Below are 20,521 nucleotides of genomic sequence, written 5' to 3' on the forward strand. Positions count from 1 at the left end.
CCGGGAGCCGGGCGATGCCGCTTCCGCGGCCTCTCAGGTCAGGCGAGCCCGGACCGCTCCAGCGCGTCCGTACCGGCGCGCAGCGCGGCGATCCGCTCGTCGAGCGTGAAGCCGGCCGGGGCCAGGGTCAGGGTCGTGACGCCCGCGGCCGCGTAGGCCTGCATGCGGTCGGCGATCCGCTCCACCGACCCCAGCAGCGTGGTCTGGTCGATCAGCTGGTGCGGTACGGCGGCGGCCGCACCGCTCTTGTCGCCGGACAGGTACTTGTCCTGGATCTCGGCGGCTTCCTTCTCGTACCCCATGCGCTGGGCGAGCTGGTTGTAGAAGTTCTGCTTGCGGCTGCCCATGCCGCCGACGTACAGCGCGGTGTACGGCCGGAACATGTCGGCGAGGCCGTTGACGTCGTCGCCGATGGCGAGCGGCAGGGTCGGGCAGACGTCGAAGCCCTCCATCGTCAGGCCGGCTTTCTCACGGCCCGCCCGCAGGTGCTTCACCGCGGTGTCCTCCAGGTGGTCCGCGGAGGGGAAGATCAGCAGCGCCCCGTCGGCGATCTCGCCGGTCTGCTCCAGGTTCTTCGGGCCGATCGCGGCGATGTACAGCGGGATGTGCTCGCGCTGCGGGTGGACGGTCAGCTTGATCGGCTTGCCCGGACCGTCCGGCAGCGGGAGCGTCCAGTGCTGCCCCTCGTACGACAGCCGCTCGCGGGTCATCGCCTTGCGGACGATCTCGACGTACTCCCGGGTGCGGGCCAGCGGCTTGTCGAACTTGACGCCGTACCAGCCCTCGGAGACCTGCGGCCCCGACACCCCGAGGCCGAGCCGGAACCGGCCGCCGGACAGCGAGTCGAGGGTGGCCGCGGTCATCGCCGTCATGGCGGGCTGGCGGGCCGGGATCTGCATGATCGCGGAGCCGACGTCGATGGACTCGGTCTGCGCGGCCACCCAGGTGAGCACGGTCGGCGCGTCCGAGCCGTAGGCCTCGGCCGCCCAGCAGACGTCGTAGCCGAGCCGGTCGGCCTCCTGCGCGACGGCGAGGTTGTCCCCGTCCATACCCGCGCCCCAGTAACCGAGATTGATGCCGAGCCGCATAGCCGCTCCCCTTACTGATCAGTAACGTCCCTGTGTTCCGGACTCTAGCGCGCGGGAACGGGATCCGGCAGGGGCGACCCGGGCCCCGGTCGTCCACAGCCCCGCGCCGAGCGGAGCCACGGCCAGTAATCTCAGCGCCCATGGAGCAGAGGCATCTCGGCCGCACCGGCCTTCGAGTGTCCCGGATCGGGCTCGGCACCCTCACCTGGGGCCGGGACACCGACGAGCACGACGCTGCCGAGCAGCTGAAGGCCTTCTGGGAGGTGGGCGGCACCCTGGTCGACACCGCGGACGTGTACGGCGCCGGCGAGTCGGAGTACCTGCTCGGGCGCCTCGTCGAGAACCTGGTGCCGCGGCACGATCTGGTCATCGCCACCAAGGCCGGCAACGTGCTCGATCCGTACCGCAGGTTCAACGGTTCGCGCGGACATCTGCTGGCGGCCCTCGACGCCTCGCTGGACCGGCTCGGCACGGACTACGTGGACCTGTGGCAGCTGCACGCCTTCGACCCGGTGACGCCGCTGGACGAGACGCTCCAGGCTCTGGACCTGGCGGTGTCCAGCGGGCGCGCCCGCTATGCGGGGGTGTCGAACTTCTGCGGCTGGCAGCTGGCCAAGGCCGCGACCTGGCAGCTGGCCTCGCCCGGTGTGCGGACCCGGCTGGCCAGTACGCAGATGGAGTACTCGCTGCTGCAACGGGGCGTGGAGCGCGAGGTGCTGCCGGCCGCTCTCGACCTCGGCGTGGGGCTGCTGCCGTCGTCGCCCCTGGGCCGGGGCGTGCTGACCGCCAAGTACCGCACCGGCACCCCGGCGGACTCACGCGGCGCGTCCGAGCGGCTGGCCCCGTTCGTCGAGCCGTATCTCGACGATCCGGCGAGCCGCATCGTGGAGGCCGTGGCGACCGCGGCCGACGGGCTGGCCACGACGGCCCTCCAGGTGGCGCTCGCCTGGGTGCGGGACCGGCCGGGGGTGGTGGCCCCGATCGTCGGCGCGCGCAACGCGCGGCAGCTCGCGGAGGCATTGTCAGTGGAGACGCTTAGTCTTCCTGACGAGATCTGCCGCGCGCTCGACGATGTGTCGGCGCCCGTGCACCGCTATCCCGACCAGGACTGGAGCACGCTGTGACTGCGCTTCCCCGGGGGGAATCCCCCGGCCCCTCGGCCACCGACGACGACAGCGTTGTCGCGGACGCCCCCGTGCCCGCCCCCGCGGTTACCGCACCTGCCGAGGAGGCCGCCGGGACCGACGAGGCGACCGACGAGGCGACGGGCGAGGCGACCGGCGGTGTTGGCGACGACGTTGCTGATGGCGTTGACGACGGCGTTGACGATGGCGTTGACAACGGCGGGGAGACGGCCGCCGGAACGGGCGGGTCCGACGGGTCCGACGAGACGGCCGAGGCAGCGGACGACGCCGACACCGCTGCGGAGACGGGCGGAAGCGCCGACGCCGACACCACCGACGGGACCGATGGCGCCGCCGCTGTCCCGGTCCTCTCCGAGGCCGAGGCGGAGCTCGCCGCCCAGCGCGAGCTGCTGGAGCGGATCGAGAAGCGCAAGGCCGAGAAGGACGGCCCCATCCCCGCCGGTACGAAGCTGAGCGGGCCGGCCGCCGATCTGCTGGCGGCCGTGCGCGCCGTGGAGAGCGGCGAGAAGCCGGGAGCCGCGTTCTTCGACTCCCCGGCTCCCGCCGTCCCCCGCCGGACCGTCCCCGCACCGACGCCGGTGCGGGAGCGGGCCCCGGAGTCCGCCCGCTCCCCCCAGGGCGCTGCGCCCGAGGTGGTCAGCGCCGTGGCTGCCGTGCTGGCCGCGGGCGGAGCTCCCGAGAGCCTGGCCGGCCCGGCCGCCGGGACACTCGGCGCGCAGGCCGCCGACGCCCTGCGCGAGGACCCCTGGCAACTGCTCTCCCTCCCCGGCGTCGGGCCGGAACAGGCCGACGGCTTCGCCCGGGCCCTGCTGGGCGCCGAGTGCGGGCCCGACGACGAGCGGCGTACCGCGGCGCTGGTCGGCTGGCTGCTGGAGCGTGCCGCACTGCAGGGCCACACCGCGCTGGACGCGGCGGACGTACGGACCGCACTCGCCGGGCGGGCGGTGACCGACCCCGACGCGGCCGTGCAGCACGCCGTCGCCGAGGGCGTCGTGCTGGTCTTCCAGGACGGTCCGGAGGACGAGGAGGCCGAGGAGGCCGCACAAGCCCCGGAAGGAGGCGCCGACGCCGACGAGGGCGCGCGGGCCGGGGACGGGCGGGAGCCGGTGCAGGTGTTCCTCGGACTCGACCGGTACGCCCTGGCCGAGGAGAGCCTCGCCGACGGGCTGGCCCGGCTGGTGAACGCCTGCGAGAAGGATGCCGACTGGTCGGCGGCCGCCTCGTCCGCACCTTCCCCCTCGGCCGCCGAGCTGATCCGTACGGCCGCGGCCCACGGACTCGTCGCGCACACCGGTGGCGAGGCGGCCAGGGCCGAGCCCGCCGCGCTGATCGCGGCCGCGAGCGGCCTCGGGCTACGGGCGCTGGGCGCCACCCACAGCGTGGACGGCAGGCATCGGCTGGCCGAGGCGGTCGGCGACCCCTCGGCGGCGGTCACGCTGGCCGGGCTGCTCGCCGGCACCGAGGGCCCCGGACGGGACGAGGAGGGGGCCGTAGCCGTCGACCTGCTCGTCGTGCTGGACGCCCCGCAGGTCGACGTCGAGACCGGTGCGATGCTGGTGGAGGCCCTCGCCGACGGGACCCGTCTGGTGCTCAGCGGCGATCCGGGTGTGCTGGGCTCGGCGGGTGCGGGGCGGGTGTTCGCCGATGTGCTGGCCGCCCGCGCGTGCCCGCAGGTCGTCTCCCGTACGCCGGATCCCGGTCCGATCGGCGAGCTGGTCTCCGGCATCGGCGTCGGGGAGCTGAACCAGGTGGCGGCGCCGGGCAGGGAAGTGGTGATCGTGCCCGTGCGCGACGCGGGCGAGGCGGTGCACCGCACGGTGCAGCTGGTCGCCGACTCGGTGCCGCGCGCCATCGGTGTGCCGTCGTCCGACACCCAGGTGATCACCGTCGGCCACGGCGGCTCGGCGGGCACCCGGGCGCTGAACGAGGCGCTCAAGCAACGGCTCAACCCCGGGCCCGGACGGTTCGGCGGCTTCGACCCCGGCGACCGGATCGCCCATGTCCCCGCACCGGGCAGGACCGTGCCGGGCGTGGTCGTCTCGGCCGATGCCGAGGGGCTGCACCTGGACTGTGCGGGGACCCCGCTCGTCGTACCGCAGGAGCGGGTGGAGGCGTCCGTGCGCCATGCCTGGGCGCTCAGCGCCCATCAGGCGGCCGGTATGCGGTGGCCCGCGGTGGTCGTCGTACTGCCCGGTGACGCGGCGCAGGGGCTCAGCCGCCCCTGGGTCTACACCGCCTTCGGCCGGGGTGAGCGGCACCTGTCGGTGGTGCACGGGGTGGATCAGGCCCTGCCGCGCGCGGTCGCCCAGTCCCCCGCGCAGGACCGCACCACCCGACTGCGCACCTTGTTGGAGGCTGCCGACGGGTGACCCCGAAGGGCCGGGCGGCTGCGTCGCGCAGCCACCCGGCCCCTGGGCACGCCACCGGTCACGGTGGGACGTTCACCGACGGACGGGTCAGGAGGCGTCCCTCGCCGGACCGTCCGGTTCCTCGTCCAGCTCGTCCTCGTCGAAGACGGCACTGACATCGAACCGGCACACGACCAGCTGCGGGTCCGCGTCGTCGAAGGGCGCTCCCAGCCACTCGCCCGGATCCGGCAGTCCGTCCGCCGCCGCGACCCAGAGTGTGGAGTCGCCCTCCTCAAGGCCGAACTCCGTGTGCCGGGACGCGATCTCGTCCGCCTCGTACTCCCCGAAGAGCACCCCCAGCGCCGCGTGGACGCTGCTGCCTACCACGGCCGCGGTCTCGCTTTCGCGGTCGTCCGGGTCCAGGTCCGCAAGGCGCTGTGCCTGCGCGAGCAGCCGCTGAGGCTCCACCACCGCGTAGTCGCGGCGGATCAGCACACTGAGTGCGTTCGGCTCCTCCGGACCGCTGTAGGGCGGGAGGGAGTCCTCCGCGCCCGGAATCTCGAACGGGGTGACCTCGTCATGGCGGTCGTAGAGGAGTTCGTCGTAGACCTCCGCCGCAGCGGCCAGTGCGTTGAACGCGTCGTAAACAGCGGGGTCGTCGTCCCCGGACCGGCGTTCGACCGCCTCGAGGTGACGGTCGAGCGCGACCTTGACCGCATCGGCGGCGGCGCGTACCTCGGCAGCGGATGGCTGCGCAGCATCAGACATAGGGCAGACGCTATCCGTACACGGGCTCTGCCCGCACAATAGATGCGATGCCGGAATACGAATTTGTCGACGTGTACGTACCGCGCGGGGTGTCCCGGAAGGAGACGACCCGCCTGCTGACCGACCATGCCGAGTACGGGCACTGGGAGTTGGACCGGCTGTCGCTGCACCGAGACGGCAGCCGCCGGGTGCGGCTGCGCCGACGGATCATCCGCCAGCTGCGGGCCACCTGGTGACAACACGGAGCGGGCCCCGCTGCTGCGGGGCCCGCTCCGTTGCCGTGCTCGGCCTGGTGCCGTTTTAGGCGGCCCTGCCGCGGCGGTACAGCACCGTGCCCGCGCCTGCCAGCAGCAGACCCGCGCTCGCCGGGATCAGCAGGTCGAGCCCGCCCGCTCCGGTGTGCGCGAGCTGCGGGGTGCTCTGGGGCACGCTCTGCGGCGCCGGCGTGTTCGGGATGTGCGGTGCGGGTGGCGGCGGTACCTCGTGGGTGACCGGAGTCACCGGAGTCACCGGTGTGACCGGTGTGACCGGTGTGACCGGAACCTCGACCTGCGGCGTGCTGTCGTTCTCGCACGTGTTGCCGAGGCTGGGGTTCAGCAGGCCAACGATGTTGACACTGTTCCCGCAGGCGTTCACGGGGATGTCGATGGGGGCCTGAACCTGGTTGCCCGAGAGCAGACCGGGCGAGCCCTGCGCGTACCCCTCCGCCGTTGCCCCGCCCCCGCCGTCGTTGCGGACGGCCCGGTGCTTGCCGGTGCCCGCCCGCGCGCCCGCGCCGCGGTCGTCCGACGCGCGGCTGCCGGAGGTCCGGCTGTCCGACGCGTGACTGCCCGGCGTGCCGGCGGTCGTTCCGGTCCGGCCTGCAGCCGCACCTCCAGAACCGTTTCCGCAGGCATTTCCCGCGGTCGGGTTGAGCAGTCCGACAACGCTCACGGAGTTACCGCAAACGTTGACCGGAACGTCGATCGGGATCTGTACCGAATTCCCTGAAAGCACCCCCGGGGAATTCGATGCGCCGCCGGCCGCTCCCGCGTCGGCGTGTGCGTAACCGCCACTGAGGGCGAGCACGCCGCCCGCCGCCGCCATGGTGATCAGGCCTTTACGCGTGACCTGTCGCATAGGTTGTTTCCTGCCTTCTACCTTCCGGAATACCCCCGGACTTGACCGTGCGGAGGCAAAGGACCCGGCGGCCCCGGAGCACATGGCGTGTGCTCCGGGACCGCCCGGGCTCAAACCCTTGCGGGTTGACGCACAACGTCAGGCGTTGACGCAGGTGTTGCCGAAGGCCGGGTTCAGCAGCCCGATCACGGAGATCGTGTTGCCGCACACGTTCACGGGAACGTGGACGGGGACCTGAACGACGTTGCCCGAGAGCACGCCGGGGCTGCCGATAGCGGCACCCTGGGCGCCGGAGTCGGCGACGGCCATGCCGGCACCCGCGAGCACCAGACCACCGGTGACAGCCGCAGCGGCGACGATCTTCTTGATCATTGTTCCTCCTAGTTGGCAAATGCGGTCCCAGCCGCGGACCGCATCACCTGTAACGAGGGGAAAGCACTCGGGCTACGAGGGGAAAGCCCCTTTCACTCGTTCCGGTCACGCACGTACACGCTGTCGATTAACTCGGCGCGAGGTCAGCTGTGGTCGATGAAGCGGTCGAGCACCCGGACGCCGAACTTCAGGCCTTCGACCGGCACCCGCTCGTCCACACCGTGGAACATGCCCGCGAAATCGAGCTCCGGCGGAAGCTTCAGCGGGGCGAATCCGAAGCAGCGGATACCCAGGTCGTCGAACGACTTGGCGTCCGTACCGCCCGAGAGCATGTACGGGACCGCGCGGGCGATCGGGTCCTCCGCCTTGAGCGCGATCTGCATCGCGTCCACCAGCGAGCCGTCGAAGTCGGTCTCCAGCGCCTTGTCGCCGTGCACGTCCTCGCGCCTGACGCGCGGGCCGAGGATCCGGTCGAGGTCGGCCAGGAACTCCTGCTCGTACCCCGGCAGGAAACGGCCGTCGACATGGGCGGTGGCCTGCCCCGGGATCACGTTCACCTTGTAGCCCGCGCCCAGCATGGTCGGGGCGGCGGAGTTGCGCAGGGTCGCGCCGACCATCTTGGCGATGCCGCCCAGCTTGGCCAGCGTGGCATCCATGTCCTCGGGGTCCAGCGGGGTGCCGAGCGCGTCGGACAGCTCGTCCAGGAAGGACCGCACCGTCTTGGTCACCCGCACCGGCCAGGTGTGCCGCCCGAGCCGCCCCACCGCCTCGCACAGCTCGGTGATCGCGTTGTCGTCGTTGGTCATCGAACCGTGACCGGCCGTGCCGTCCACGGTCAGCCGCATCCAGTGCATGCCCTTCTGGGCGGTCTCCACGAGGTAGAGCCGCAGGTTCTCGTTGACCGTGAAGGAGAACCCGCCGACCTCGCCGATCGCCTCCGTGACGCCCTCGAACAGGCCGGGGTGCTTGTCGACGAGATAGCGGGCCCCGTACGTGCCGCCCGCCTCCTCGTCCGCGAGGAAGGCGAGCACGATGTCCCGCGGAGGCTTGCGGCCGCTGCGCATCCGCTCACGCACGACCGCCAGGGTCATCGCGTCCATGTCCTTCATGTCGACCGCGCCCCGGCCCCACACACAGCCGTCCGCGATCTCCCCCGAGAAGGGGTGGTGCGTCCAGTCGTGGGCGTTCGCCGGGACGACATCGGTGTGGCCGTGGATCAGCAGCGCGGGCTTGGAGGAGTCCTCGCCCGCGATCCGCGCCACCGTGGACGCGCGGCCCTTGTGGGACTCGAAGATCTGCGGCTCGAGCCCGACCTCCGCAAGCTTCTCCGCCACGTACTCGGCGGCCGCCCGCTCGCCCGGCCCCGAGTGGTCCCCGTAGTTGCTGGTGTCGATCCTGATCAGATCACGACAGAGGTCCACGACCTCGTTCTCGGCGCTCTCGCCCAAGCCGGTCCGGGCCGCTCTGGTCTCGCTCACGCTGGTTCCTTCCACTGTCGCTGTGGTGCTCCCCCTCATCCTCCCGCGCCCCGCCCGCACACCCAAGGCCCCCACCCCTCGCCGTCCCCGCTTCGCACGGACCCGGGCGTGATCGAGCACCTCCCAATGTTTGCTATGGTTTTCCACGTCGGAACGGGCCGGGCCCGCGAGACAGACACCTTGTCCGGGTGGCGGAATGGCAGACGCGCTAGCTTGAGGTGCTAGTGCCCTTTATCGGGCGTGGGGGTTCAAGTCCCCCCTCGGACACAGAGCACGTGCCGATCAGGAGAAATCCTGGTCGGCACTTTGCGTTGTCGGGTTTGCGTGCCGGATGCCGCGGACAGCGCCCCGCAGTCGGATCACCGGCGCCGCGCGCCCCTCGCCGTCCACGCGGACACCCCTTGTTGAAACGGTTCATTCCTCGTTACCGTCCACCAGAGAGACGGCGAATACCGAACGAGGAGACGCATGAGCCGCACAGATACCGACACACTGCCCTGGTACGAGGACACGGGGCCGGGATCGGGCGGACTCGCGCCACGGTCCTGGTACGCGGCGTCCGACGCCCTGCGGGTGTCCCTGAACGGCGAGTGGGCCTTCCGGCTCTCGCCCGACGCGGGCGCCGAGGACGCGTCGTTCGCGCAGCCGGGGTTCGACGCCTCGGCGTGGGGAACGGTCGAGGTGCCGGGGCACTGGGTGCTGCAAGGGGCCGGTGGGGCTCCCGCGTACACGAACGTCGTCTACCCCTTCCCCGTCGATCCGCCGCGGGTGCCGTCCGAGAATCCGACCGGCGACCATCTGCGGACGTTCGCACTGCCCGCCGGCCTGCCGGAGGACGGCGAGTGCGTGCTCCGGTTCGACGGGGTGGAGTCGTGCGCCCGGGTCTGGCTCAACGGGCAGGAGCTGGGCGACTTCAAGGGGTCCCGGCTGCCGCACGAGTTCGCCGTGGGCCGGCTGCTGCGGGCCGGTGAGAACGTACTGGCCGTACGGGTGCACTCATGGTCCTCGGGGAGCTATCTGGAGGACCAGGACCAGTGGTGGCTGCCCGGTATCTTCCGTGACGTGACACTGCTGCACCGGCCGCAGGGCGCGCCCCGGGACTTTTTCGTGCACGCCGGGTACGACCATCGCGACGGTTCCGGGACGCTGCGCGTGGAGTGCGACGGCGCCGAGGGGCGGGTTCTCGTACCCGAGCTGGGCATCGACGCCCCGGCGGGCGAACCGGTGACCCTGCCGGTGGAGCCCTGGACCGCCGAGACGCCCCGGCTGTACGACGCGGAGCTGGTGACGCCGGGCGAGCGGATACCGCTGCGCATCGGATTCCGCACAGTCGTCGTCGAGGACGGCGTCATCAAGGTCAACGGGCGACGGCTGCTCTTCCGCGGGGTCAACCGGCACGAGTTCCATCCGGAGACCGGCCGGACCGTCGACGCGCAGACCATGCGGCGTGATCTGGAGCTGATGAAGCAGCACAACATCAACGCCGTGCGGACCAGCCACTACCCGCCGCACCCCGCCTTCCTGGACCTGTGCGACGAGCTGGGGCTCTGGGTGATCGACGAGTGCGATCTGGAGACGCATGGCTTTGTCGACCTGGAGTGGCGCGACAACCCGGTCGCCGACGAGCGGTGGACCCCCGCCCTGCTCGACCGGGCGGAAAGGATGGTCGAGCGCGACAAGAACCACGCCTCGGTGATCATCTGGTCGTCGGGCAACGAGTGCGGTACCGGCCGCGGTCTGAGCGCGATGGCCGAGTGGATACGGGGGCGGGACCCGGAGCGGCTGCTGCACTACGAGGGCGACCTGTCGTGCAAGGACGTCGACCTGTACTCACGTATGTATCCGACGCACGCGGAGGTCGAACTCATCGGCGGGCGGGCCGAGGAGCCGCTGGCCGACGCGGAGCTGGACGCCCGGCGGCGCGCGATGCCGTTCATCATGTGCGAGTACGCCCACGCCATGGGGAACGGGCCGGGCGGACTCAGCGAGTACCAGAGGCTCTTCGAGCGATACGAGCGCTGCCAGGGCGGTTTCGTCTGGGAGTGGATCGACCACGGCTTCGCCCACCCGGAGCACGGCTTCGCCTACGGCGGGGACTTCGGCGAGGAGCTGCACGACGGCAACTTCGTCTGCGACGGTCTCCTCTTCCCCGACCGCACCCCCTCCCCCGGGCTCGTGGAGTACAAGAAGGTCATCGAGCCGGTGCGGATCGGTCCGGGTTCCTCGGCGGGCGCCTTCACGGTGACCAACGGGTACGACTTCGCGGGGCTCGGGCACCTGGAGTTCGTGTGGTCACACGAGGTGGAGGGCGCGCTCGTCGCCTCGGGCACTCTGGCGGTGCCCGAGCTGGCGCCGGGGGCATCGGCCGAGGTGGCGCCGGATGCCGTGGGCGAGGGCCTGTGGACCGTACGGGCGGTGCTCGCCGAGGACACCGCCTGGGCCGGTCGCGGGCACGTGGTGGCGTGGGGCCAGACGGAGGTGGGTGCGCCGGCCGCCCCTGTTCCGGCAGCCGGTGCGCGTCCGGTGCGGGGTGAGGGCGTGATCGTACTCGGGCCGGGTGTCTTCGACGCGGCGACCGGGGCGCCGGTCCGGCTGGGGGACATCGCGGTGGAGGGGCTGCGGCTGGACGTGTGGCGGGCGCCCACCGACAACGACAACGGTGCGCCGTGGCAGCCGGACGAGCGGTACGGGCTGCGGTGGCGGGAGTTGGGACTGCACCGGATGCGGCACCGCGTGGACGCGGTCGAGGCCGAGGAGGACTCCCTCACCGTACGAACCCGGGTGGCTCCGGCCGGGTGGGACCTGGGGCTCGTGACCACGTACCGGTGGACCGCGGCCGGGGACCGGCTCGGCCTCACGGTGTCCGTGGTGCCGGAGGGCGACTGGCGGGTGCCGCTGCCCCGGCTGGGCATCCGGTTCGGGCTGCCCGCCGTGTACGGCGGGGCGCGGTGGTTCGGCGGCGGTCCCGGTGAGGCGTACCCGGACACCCGGGCCGCCGCGATGCTCGGGCTCTGGGAGATGGACGTGGACGCGCTGCAGACCCCGTACGTCAGGCCGCAGGAGAACGGCGCACGGGCCGACGTCCGGTGGGCGGAGCTGACGGACGGCAGTGGCGCGGGGCTGCGGGCCGAGGGCGGCGCACCGTTCTGGTTCACCGCGCGGCGCTGGACGAGCGAGCAACTGGACGCGGCGGAGCATCTGCCGGATCAGGTGGCCGGCGAGCATGTCTGGGTCAATCTGGACCATGCGGTGCAGGGCATCGGGTCGCAGTCGTGCGGACCGGGCGTGCTGCCGGAGCACCGGCTCGACGCGGCCCCGGCGGAGTTCTCGTTCGTGTTCTCGACGCTGGGCCGACCCCGCGCGTCCCGTCCCGCCACGAGCCCCAACCCCCTTGCCTGCCAGGCCCGGTGACGACGTAGCATCGGCGTCCTGCGGTGATGTTCATGATTCGCAAGGGGGAATTTTCATGGTCGGCGGGGGCAGACGGCGGGCCGCGGTCCTGGGGGGCGTGGTCGCCGGGGCGGTGCTGGTCTCCGGCATCGGCCTCTGGGCGACGGACAGTTGGCCGTTCCGTGACTCCTACTGCTGGGGCGCGTGGGAGCAGGACAGCGGCGCCTCGTTCCTCGGCGACGAAGCGCTCGGCAAGTCCGGATCGGAGCGGCGGGCCACCGAGTCCGCGCCGCCCTCGGCCGACCGCCCGCACGGCACCTGCACACTGGCGGTGACCTCCGAGATCGAGGACGACGACTCGGACCGGCCGCTCACCTTCAAGGAGCAGATCACCCTGGAGTACGGGCCGGTGCCCGCGGGCGACAAGGAGCGCCGGGCCTGGATAGCCCAGTACTTCCACGGCTCGGCCTCGCCGCTCCCGGACGGGCTCGACGGGCTGGTCGCGAGCGACCGGGCCATGCTGGTGCTGCCCGCCGAGTGCGACGCGGACGGGCGGGCGTCGGCCGTGACGATCCGGAGCGAGAGCGTGGGTGACGGCCATCTCGGCAAGGTGGCCATGCCGTTCGCGATCGGTAACAGCGCCGAGGTCGGACGGATGCTGCTCGATGCCGCCAACACCACGATGAAGAAGGCGGGTTGCGCGCCGGGCAAGCCACTGCGCATGACGTCGCCCCTGGTGACGGTGGCCGAGGACGACGAGCGCGCGTCGAATCCGCTGTGCCGGATACCCGGCGTGTCCTTCGACTTCGGCCAGGGTTTGCGCTACCAGCAGCAGGTGGGCGCGGTCACCGACCGGCTCCAGACGTGCTCGGTGGTGTGGCAGACCCCGCGAGAGCCCGACGAGCCGTCGGCCCAGTATGTGATGGCCCGCCGGCCACGTCTGGTCGCGGTGTTCGACGGCCTCCCGGCCGGCGCGGCCCACGGCCTGCTGCGCGCGAGCTGCGGGGGACGTCCGACGGTGTTCTACGGGAACGTCGACACCGGTCTGCAGGGCCGGGGCAGGCCGGACGACCGGCGGGTGTTCGACCGCTTCACGGAGTCCGTCGGGCAGCGCATCGGTTGCGGGGACGGTGAGGACGCGTGAGCGAGGACCAGCCCGTGCCCGTTGAAAACGCCGACACCAAAAACACCGAGAACACCGAGAACGCAGGAAGCGCCGAGGGTGTGGCGAGCCCCGACGGTACCGGGGAAGCCCGTGCCGGGGGCGGGGGCGGGGGCGACCGCCCGTCCTTCGTGCGCCGCCTGCTCAGGAGCCGTACCGCCCGTGCGGTCACCGCCGCCGGATTGGCCGGCGCGCTGCTCGGCGCCGGTGCGGTCGCCTGGCGCACCGACACCCTGCCGCTGCTCGGGCCCGCTCCCTGCTGGGACTCGCTCGGGCACTCCAGCGTGTCGGGGCTCTTCGGTGACCGCAGGATCGAGGTCGACGAACAGCCGCTGCGGAACAGCCGGCAGGGTGACGGTCTGTCGTACGGGCAGTGCCGCGTCACCAGTTTCAAGGACGACCGGGCCCTGCGTCAGGTGACCGTCAACGTGCACCAGCTGGACGGCCTGCGGGGGACCGACTCACGGCGGTGGCCCCAGGAGTTCCTCGCGGCCGGCATGGTGTCGCTGGGCGAGGGGCTCCCCGGGATGGTGTCGGCGTCGCGCGGCTGGCTGGCGCTGCCGCAGGGCTGCACGGGGCGCGGCGACTTCTCCGGCCCCACCGTGGTGGAGATCGGCATGGGACGGGCGGGCGTCGACTTCTCGTCGGACCTCGCGACCCAGGACCGCGACGCCCTCACCGATGCCCTGGTGGACGCGACCAACGGGGTCATCCGGTCCTTCGGCTGCTCGGGCAGCTACCCGTCGCCGCGGACGCTGCCGTCCGTCGACACCTGGCGGGACACCGATGCGGCCGCGCTCTGCGGCACCAAGGGGTTCGCCCTGCCCACGGCGTACCGCAAGGAGCTGCCCCGCACCCAGATCGGCGCGGGCGACGACGGGCCGGCCCGGATCTGCGAGGTCGGCGGCGACTACCGCGAGCCGGTCATGCGGATGACGACGGTGGTGGACCCGGCGCTGGCCGAGATCTTCTCCTGGGACTCACTGCAGTCCGGCGCTTCCGTGAAGGGCACCACGGGCTACGGAAAGACGACCGGGGGCCGTGCGGTGTACCGGGCGTCCTGCCAGACCGGGCCCGTGGTGTTCGTGGTGGAGCAGCTGCGGCAGACGGGCAAGGGCGGCTTCACGCTCACCGATGACCTGCTGCCGGGCTACGTCGCGGCGGAGGCCGAGCGCATCGGCTGCGGCCCCCAGAAGCTGACGCTCCCGCCCGCCTGAGAGGCGGTGTGCCGGACGAGCCCCCCGCCCCGCCGGCGCGCGGGGCTCGTCCGCTGTGGAAGGATTCTCCGCACCATGAGAACCAGTACCCGGGCGCCGGGCGGGCCCCGGTGAGGGGGCGCGCGAAGCCTCCCCCCTCACCGCTGCCGCAGCGCGACGGCATCGATCCGGTCCGGGTGCGGCTCCCGGACGATCCGGACGGGCAGTGGCCCACGGTCCGTGCTCATCTGCTGGCGCGGTTCGGTGACGCGATCGGTGCGGACCGGGTCGACGCCATGCTCGCGGGCGGCCGGTTCGTCTCGGCCCTGGGCGCGGTGACGGGCCGGGAGCCGTACGCGGCGGGCCGGTACCTCTGGTTCCACCGGGACTTCGCGCCCGAGGAACCTGTGCCGTTCCCGGTCGGTGTCGTGTACCGGGACGAGCACCTGATCGTCGCGGACAAGCCGCACTTCCTGGCGACGACACCGCGCGGCCGGCACATCACCGAGACGGCGGTGGCCCGGCTCCGCCGCGAGCTGGGTCTTCCCCTGTTGCAGCCGGCGCACCGGCTGGACCGGCTGACCGCGGGACTGGTCCTGTTCGTCGTCCGGCCCGAGGAGCGGGGTGCGTACCAGACGCTGTTCCGGGACCGCCTCGTGCGCAAGGAGTACGAGGCGGTGGCCCCGTACGACCCCGGGCTGGTCCTTCCGCGCACCGTACGCAGCCGCATCGTGAAGGAGCGCGGGGTGATCGCCGCCGGTGAGGAGCCGGGCGAGCCGAACAGCGAGAGCCGGATCGAGCTGCTGGAGCACCGGGAAGGGCTCGGGCGCTACCGGCTGCTGCCCGCCACCGGGCGGACGCATCAGCTGCGGGTCCATATGAACGGCCTGGGGCTGCCGCTCGTCCATGACCCGGTCTATCCCGTGGTCGAGGCGGAAGGTGCGCCCGACGACTGGTCGAGGCCGCTCCAACTGCTGGCGCGGGTGCTGGAGTTCACCGATCCGGTCACGGGAGGGCCGCGCCGCTTCGAGAGCGGGCTGCGGCTCTCCGCGTGGCCGGAGAGGTGAGTCCCCGCGTCAGTGGCCGCGGGCGATCCATTCGTCCAGGTGCGGGGCCTCCGCGCCGATGGTCGTGGAGTCGCCGTGCCCCGTGCGGACCGCGGTGTCCGGGTCCAGGGCGAGCAGCCGGTCCCTGATCGAGGCGACGATCGTCGGGAAGTGGGAGAACGACCGGCCGGTGGCGCCCGGGCCGCCCTGGAAGAGCGTGTCACCGGTGAAGACGGTGGACAGCTCGGGGGCGTACAGGCAGACGGCGCCCGGGGCGTGGCCGGGGGTGTGCAGGACCTTGAGTACGGTCCCCGCGATGCTCAGCTCCTGGCCGTCGGCCAGTTCGCCGTCCGGGTCCCGGTCCGGGTGGGTCTGCTTCCACAGCGGCAGGTCGTCGGGGTGGAGCAGAATCGGTGCGCCGGTGGCGTCGGCGAGGGCGGGGGCCGCGTCGATGTGGTCGTTGTGCGCGTGGGTGCAGATGATGGCGCGCAGCGTACGGCCGCCGAGTGCGGCCTCGATGGCGCCGGCGTCGTGGGCGGCGTCGATGACGACGGCCTCGGTGTCGTCGCCGACGATCCAGACGTTGTTGTCGACGTCCCATTCGCCGCCGTCGAGGGCGAAGGTGCCGGAGGTGACGAGGTGGTCGATGCGGGCGGTCATCAGAAGACCACGACCGAGCGCAGTACGTCGCCGTCGTGCATACGGGCGAAGGCCTGCTCGATGTCGCCGAGTCCGATGGTCTCCGTGACGAACGCGCCGAGGTCGATCCGGCCCTGCTGGTGCAGGTCGATGAGCATCGGGAAGTCGCGCGAGGGCAGGCAGTCGCCGTACCAGGAGGACTTGAGCGAGCCGCCGCGGCCGAAGACGTCCAGGAGCGGCAGTTCGAGCTGCATCTCCGGGGTGGGGACGCCGACCAGGACGACGGTGCCGGCGAGGTCGCGGGCGTAGAACGCCTGCTTGTACGTCTCCGGGCGGCCTACCGCCTCGATGACGACGTCGGCGCCGTTGCCGCCGGTGAGCGCGCGGATGGCCTCGACCGGGTCCTGGGTCCGGGAGTTGACGGTGTGCGTGGCACCCATCTTCTTCGCCGTCTCCAGCTTGCGGTCGTCGATGTCCACGGCGATGATCTTCGCCGCTCCGGCCAGCCGGGCGCCGGCGATCGCCGCGTCACCGACACCGCCGCAGCCGATGACGGCGACCGAGTCACCGCGGCCGACCTGGCCGGTGTTGATGGCGGCGCCGATGCCCGCCATCACGCCGCAGCCGAGGAGTCCGGCAACAGCCGGGGCGACCTCGGGATCGACCTTGGTGCACTGGCCGGAGGCGACCAGGGTCTTCTCGGCGAAGGCGCCGATGCCGAGTGCGGGCGACAGTTCCGTGCCGTCCAGCAGGGTCATCCGCTGCTTCGCGTTGTGGGTGTCGAAGCAGTACCACGGGCGGCCGCGCAGACAGGCGCGGCACTGTCCGCACACCGCACGCCAGTTGAGGACGACGAAGTCGCCCGGTTCGACGTCCGTGACGCCCTCGCCGACGGCCTCCACGACACCCGCGGCCTCGTGGCCGAGGAGGAAGGGGAACTCGTCGTTGATCGCACCCTGCTTGTAGTGCAGATCGGTGTGGCATACGCCGCACGCCTGGATCTTCACCACGGCCTCACCGGGGCCGGGGTCCGGGATCACGATCGTCTCGACCCGTACCGGCTCGTTCTTGCCCGGTGCGATGACCCCTCGTACCTGCTGCGCCATGCCTGTGATCTCCCTGTTCCCGACTTTTTCTGGGATCGATCGTGTTTCCCCGAGATCGATCACGAACAACCGTACGCGGTGTGAGCGTGTCACGGCGGGCGCGCCGCGTTGGCGCGGACCGGGCGCCCTGCCCGGCACGGATGTGCCGGTTTCGGACAGATGGTGCGAAGTGCTGAACTGTGTCCCGGTTCCGGACGTCATTTTGATGCAGAGGGAACCCGGAGTCGATACCTGCGGGGGCAGGGGCCCGGGTTCCGACGTCTGACGGATCACGGGGGGAAGTACCTTGACCGAGACTGCCGAACACACGGAGAAGCTCAGCGGGGAACACGAGGACATCGGGGCACGGGTCGGCGGACTCGTCCCCTACACGGACGCGCTGACCGTACCGCCGGTGCTGCGCCCGCGGAGCGGGATCGTGCTCACGGAGACCGAGATCGCGCTCACTCCCACCTGGATGCGGCTGCACGCACAGCTGCCGCCGACCCTGATGTGGGGCTACAACGGCACGGTGCCCGGTCCGACGATCGAGGTGCGGCGCGGGCAGCGGATCAGGATCGCCTGGACCAACCGCATCCCCAGGGGGAGCGAGTACCCGGTCACCCCGGGCTGGAAGGACGTCTTCCTGGTTCCCCAGGGGCAGTTGGTGAAGGTGCTCGGCAGGTTGGACGGGCGTACGGGCGGTTCATGTACCACTGCCATCTGCTGGAGCACGAGGACATGGGCATGATGCGGCCGTTCGTCGCGATGCCGCCGGAGGCCATGAAGTTCGACCACGGCGCCGGGCACGGCGGTGGCCACGGCGGCCATGAGGGGCACACCGGATGATCCGGGCCGGACCGGCACCATCCCTCGCGGGGCGGCCCCACGGGGGATCCGGATCAGGGAGCGAGCACGTCGAGTTCATGCAGGGCGCCGACCGCGATCTCCTTGGTCAGCCGCTCCGCCGCCGCCGCGTCGCCCTCGCGCACCGCTTCGGCGAGCCGGACATGAAGGGTGACGGCCGCCGGGTCGGGGTCCTCGAACATCACTCGGTGGTGGGTGCGCCCCGCCAGGACCTCGGCTACCACGTCGCCCAGGCGTGCGAACATCTCGTTGCCGGAGGCGTCGAGGACGATCCGGTGGAACGCGATGTCGTGTTCGAGATAGCCCTCCAGCTGCTGGCCGCGCGAGGTGGCGACCATGCCGAGGGCCCGTTCGGTGAGCTGGGCGCACTGGTCCGCGGTGGCGTGGCGGGCGGCGAGCGAGGCGGCGACGGGCTCGATCGCCGAGCGCAGGACCGTCAGGGAGCGCAGCTGACGCGGGCGGTCGGCGCCGGCCAGCCGCCACCGGATGACCTGCGGATCGTAGACGTTCCACTCCTCGGTCGGCCGCACGGTCACGCCGACCCGGCGCCGGGACTCGACCAGGTGCATGGACTCCAGGACGCGGATCACCTCGCGCACGACCGTACGTGAGACGTCGAAGCGCTGGGCCAGCTCATCGGTGCGCAGCACCTGGCCGGGCAGATGCTCCCCCGCGGCGATCTCCAGACCCAGGGTGTCCAGCACATGCGTATGCAGCCCCTGGCTCTGTGTGGTCATGAGCCAAGACTACGGGGACCCCCACCGGAACATTAAGTACGACGTTTACGTCACAACATCTTGAATAAGTCGTACGTATACGTTTCAGTAGCGCGATGAACCCGATGTCGAGGAAGACATCGAAGAGGACAGCGAGGCACCGCAACATGAACTCCCCCCACGTCGTCGTGGTGATGGGCGTCGCAGGGACCGGCAAGACCACCATCGGCCCCCTGCTCGCCACCGCACTGGGCGTTCCGTACGCCGAGGGTGACGATTTCCATCCCGCGGCGAACATCGCCAAGATGTCGGCCGGCACCCCGCTCGGCGATGCCGACCGGTGGCCCTGGCTCGACGCGATCGGGCAGTGGGCCCACGGCCGGGCCGGGCTCGGCGGAGTGGTCAGCAGCTCGGCGCTGAAGCGGGTCTACCGCGACCGGCTGCGCAGCAAGGCCCCCGGGGCCGTGTTCCTCCATCTGGCCGGTGACCGGTCCCTGATCGAGGGGCGGATGGCGGACCGCAAGGGCCACTTCATGCCGGCCACGCTCCTCGACTCGCAGTTCGCCACCCTCCAGCCCCTTGAGGACGACGAGGCCGGCGTCGCCGTGGACGTGTCCGGCACCCCCGAAGAAATCACCCAGCGAGCCGTCGCGTCACTGCGCCGGCTGGACAGCTAAGGATCATCACCGTGACCAGTCTCAGCGTCGAGACGCTGGCAGCGGATGCCGTGCAACCGATCACCTCGGCCGGCAACGCGCAGTTGGGCATCGCCGTCCTGGCGGCCATCGCCGTCATCGTCCTGCTCATCACCAAGTTCAAGATGCACGCGTTCCTCGCGCTGACCGTCGGCTCGCTGGCGCTCGGTTCGTTCGCAGGCGCGGCGCCGGCCAAGACGATAGCGAGCTTCACCGCGGGCCTCGGCTCGACCGTCGCGGGCGTCGGTGTCCTCATCGCGCTCGGCGCGATCCTGGGCAAACTGCTCGCCGACTCCGGCGGCGCGGACCAGATCGTCGACACCATCCTCGCGAGGACGAGCGGACGGGCCATGCCCTGGGCCATGGTCCTGATCGCCTCGATCATCGGCCTGCCGCTGTTCTTCGAGGTCGGGATCGTGCTGATGATCCCGGTGGTGCTGCTGGTCGCCAAGCGCGGCAACTACTCCCTGATGCGGATCGGCATCCCCGCGCTGGCCGGTCTCTCCGTGATGCACGGGCTCATCCCCCCGCACCCCGGCCCGCTGGTCGCGATCGACGCGCTCAACGCCAACCTGGGCGTCACGCTGGCCCTCGGCATGCTGGTCGCGATCCCGACGGTGATCATCGCCGGTCCGGTCTTCTCCCGCTACGCCGCCCGCTGGGTGGACATCAAGGCGCCGGAGAAGATGATCCCGCAGCGCCCGTCGGAGGACCTGGACCGCCGGCCCAGCTTCGGCGCGACTCTCGCCACGATTCTGCTGCCCGTCGTACTCATGCTGGTCAAGGCCCTCGTCGACATCGTGGTGGACAACCCCGAGCACGGTGTCCAGCGGATCACCGATGTGATCGGCTCCCCGCTGATCGCGCTCCTCGCCGCTGTCATCGTCGGCATGTTCACGCTGGGCCGGGCGGCCGGATTCACCAAGGGCCGGCTCTCCACCACCGTCGAGAAGTCCCTGGCCCCGATCGCGGGCGTGCTGCTGATCGTGGGCGCGGGCGGCGGTTTCAAGCAGACCCTCATCGACGCCGGTGTCGGCCGGATGATCCTGGACTTCTCCGAGAACTGGTCGATACCCGCCCTGCTGCTCGGCTGGCTGATCGCCGTGGCGATCCGGCTCGCGACCGGCTCGGCGACCGTGGCCACCATCTCGGCCGCCGGTCTGGTCGCCCCGCTGGCGGCCGACCTGTCGACCTCGCACGCCGCACTGCTGGTCCTCGCCGTCGGTGCGGGCTCGCTCTTCTTCAGCCATGTCAACGACGCCGGGTTCTGGCTGGTGAAGGAGTACTTCGGGATGGACGTCGGCCAGACGGTGAAGACCTGGTCGGTGATGGAGACCATCATCTCCGTGGTCTCGCTGGCCTTCATCCTGCTGTTGTCCCTGATCCTGTAGGGACTCCCGCCGGATG

Annotated in this window: 17 protein-coding genes, 1 tRNA gene and 1 pseudogene; 11 read left to right on the plus strand and 8 right to left on the minus strand. The window is 71.6% G+C overall.

What is annotated here, in order from left to right; genetic code table 11:
• Positions 1–38: 38 nt before the first annotated feature.
• Positions 39–1,088 carry an LLM class F420-dependent oxidoreductase gene (locus tag FHX80_RS02350; RefSeq protein ID WP_145762574.1) on the minus strand — a complete coding sequence of 350 codons (1,050 nt, stop codon included), beginning with the start codon at positions 1,086–1,088 and terminating at the stop codon, positions 39–41.
• 140 nt (positions 1,089–1,228) lie between these two features.
• On the opposite strand from FHX80_RS02350, the gene FHX80_RS02355 reads away from it, so the two are divergent.
• The gene (locus FHX80_RS02355; protein ID WP_145762575.1) at positions 1,229–2,212 is read left to right on the plus strand and encodes an aldo/keto reductase; all 984 of its coding nucleotides are present in this window, start codon (positions 1,229–1,231) and stop codon (positions 2,210–2,212) included.
• The gene (locus FHX80_RS02360) at positions 2,209–4,602 is read left to right on the plus strand and encodes a helix-hairpin-helix domain-containing protein (protein WP_145762576.1); all 2,394 of its coding nucleotides are present in this window, start codon (positions 2,209–2,211) and stop codon (positions 4,600–4,602) included. The genes FHX80_RS02355 and FHX80_RS02360 overlap by 4 nt, the downstream gene beginning before the upstream one ends.
• An 87-nt stretch (positions 4,603–4,689) precedes the next feature.
• On the opposite strand, the gene FHX80_RS02365 is transcribed toward FHX80_RS02360, so the two are convergent.
• On the minus strand, positions 4,690–5,349 hold the full coding sequence (locus FHX80_RS02365) for a hypothetical protein (protein ID WP_145762577.1): 660 nt from the start codon (positions 5,347–5,349) through the stop codon (positions 4,690–4,692).
• A gap of 47 nt (positions 5,350–5,396) precedes the next feature.
• Here FHX80_RS02365 and FHX80_RS02370 point away from each other — a divergent pair, with 47 nt between their 5' ends.
• On the plus strand, positions 5,397–5,585 hold the full coding sequence (locus tag FHX80_RS02370; protein WP_145762578.1) for a DUF5703 family protein: 189 nt from the start codon (positions 5,397–5,399) through the stop codon (positions 5,583–5,585).
• A gap of 64 nt (positions 5,586–5,649) precedes the next feature.
• Here the strand turns inward: FHX80_RS02370 and FHX80_RS02375 are convergent, their stop codons facing one another.
• From FHX80_RS02375 to FHX80_RS02385, 3 genes are all read right to left on the minus strand, one after another.
• The gene (locus tag FHX80_RS02375) at positions 5,650–6,468 is read right to left on the minus strand and encodes a chaplin (RefSeq protein ID WP_145762579.1); all 819 of its coding nucleotides are present in this window, start codon (positions 6,466–6,468) and stop codon (positions 5,650–5,652) included.
• A gap of 138 nt (positions 6,469–6,606) precedes the next feature.
• Positions 6,607–6,840, minus strand: coding sequence for a chaplin ChpH (gene chpH / locus FHX80_RS02380; protein WP_123528131.1), 234 nt, complete (start codon positions 6,838–6,840; stop codon positions 6,607–6,609).
• Positions 6,841–6,983: 143 nt separating this feature from the next.
• Positions 6,984–8,318: a M20/M25/M40 family metallo-hydrolase gene (locus FHX80_RS02385; protein ID WP_145762580.1), complete on the minus strand. Its 1,335-nt coding sequence runs from the start codon at positions 8,316–8,318 to the stop codon at positions 6,984–6,986.
• 182 nt (positions 8,319–8,500) lie between these two features.
• Here FHX80_RS02385 and FHX80_RS02390 point away from each other — a divergent pair.
• The 5 genes from FHX80_RS02390 (at position 8,501) to FHX80_RS02410 (ending at position 15,133) form a co-directional block, all read left to right on the plus strand.
• A tRNA-Leu gene (locus FHX80_RS02390) sits at positions 8,501–8,585 on the plus strand.
• 201 nt (positions 8,586–8,786) lie between these two features.
• Positions 8,787–11,729: a glycoside hydrolase family 2 TIM barrel-domain containing protein gene (locus tag FHX80_RS02395; RefSeq protein ID WP_145762581.1), complete on the plus strand. Its 2,943-nt coding sequence runs from the start codon at positions 8,787–8,789 to the stop codon at positions 11,727–11,729.
• A 55-nt stretch (positions 11,730–11,784) separates the two neighbouring features.
• A complete protein-coding gene (locus FHX80_RS02400) occupies positions 11,785–12,852 on the plus strand; it encodes a hypothetical protein (protein ID WP_145762582.1) in 1,068 nt (355 codons plus the stop codon).
• Between the two features lie 14 nt (positions 12,853–12,866).
• On the plus strand, positions 12,867–14,087 hold the full coding sequence (locus tag FHX80_RS02405) for a hypothetical protein (protein WP_244318113.1): 1,221 nt from the start codon (positions 12,867–12,869) through the stop codon (positions 14,085–14,087).
• A gap of 110 nt (positions 14,088–14,197) precedes the next feature.
• Positions 14,198–15,133 (plus strand): pseudouridine synthase, encoded by a 936-nt coding sequence (locus FHX80_RS02410; protein ID WP_145762583.1) that lies wholly within the window; start codon positions 14,198–14,200, stop codon positions 15,131–15,133.
• 9 nt (positions 15,134–15,142) lie between these two features.
• On the opposite strand, the gene FHX80_RS02415 is transcribed toward FHX80_RS02410, so the two are convergent.
• On the minus strand, positions 15,143–15,772 hold the full coding sequence (locus FHX80_RS02415; protein ID WP_145762584.1) for an MBL fold metallo-hydrolase: 630 nt from the start codon (positions 15,770–15,772) through the stop codon (positions 15,143–15,145).
• Positions 15,772–16,857 (minus strand): S-(hydroxymethyl)mycothiol dehydrogenase, encoded by a 1,086-nt coding sequence (locus tag FHX80_RS02420; RefSeq protein ID WP_145762585.1) that lies wholly within the window; start codon positions 16,855–16,857, stop codon positions 15,772–15,774. Before FHX80_RS02420 ends, FHX80_RS02415 begins: the two co-directional genes overlap by 1 nt.
• A gap of 337 nt (positions 16,858–17,194) precedes the next feature.
• On the opposite strand from FHX80_RS02420, the pseudogene FHX80_RS36970 reads away from it, so the two are divergent.
• Positions 17,195–17,461, plus strand: a pseudogene (locus FHX80_RS36970) (multicopper oxidase domain-containing protein); the annotation flags it as partial.
• Positions 17,462–17,738: 277 nt separating this feature from the next.
• Here the strand turns inward: FHX80_RS36970 and FHX80_RS02430 are convergent.
• On the minus strand, positions 17,739–18,440 hold the full coding sequence (locus tag FHX80_RS02430; protein WP_145762586.1) for a FadR/GntR family transcriptional regulator: 702 nt from the start codon (positions 18,438–18,440) through the stop codon (positions 17,739–17,741).
• Between the two features lie 146 nt (positions 18,441–18,586).
• Between FHX80_RS02430 and FHX80_RS02435 the strand changes: the two genes are divergently transcribed.
• Together FHX80_RS02435 and FHX80_RS02440 are read left to right on the plus strand one after the other, a co-directional pair.
• A complete protein-coding gene (locus FHX80_RS02435) occupies positions 18,587–19,096 on the plus strand; it encodes a gluconokinase (protein WP_145762587.1) in 510 nt (169 codons plus the stop codon).
• 11 nt (positions 19,097–19,107) lie between these two features.
• The gene (locus FHX80_RS02440) at positions 19,108–20,505 is read left to right on the plus strand and encodes a GntT/GntP/DsdX family permease (RefSeq protein WP_145762588.1); all 1,398 of its coding nucleotides are present in this window, start codon (positions 19,108–19,110) and stop codon (positions 20,503–20,505) included.
• Positions 20,506–20,521: the final 16 nt, after the last annotated feature.

Origin of the sequence: Streptomyces brevispora (assembly GCF_007829885.1) — a bacterium.
Taxonomy (GTDB): Bacteria; Actinomycetota; Actinomycetes; order Streptomycetales; family Streptomycetaceae; genus Streptomyces; species Streptomyces brevispora.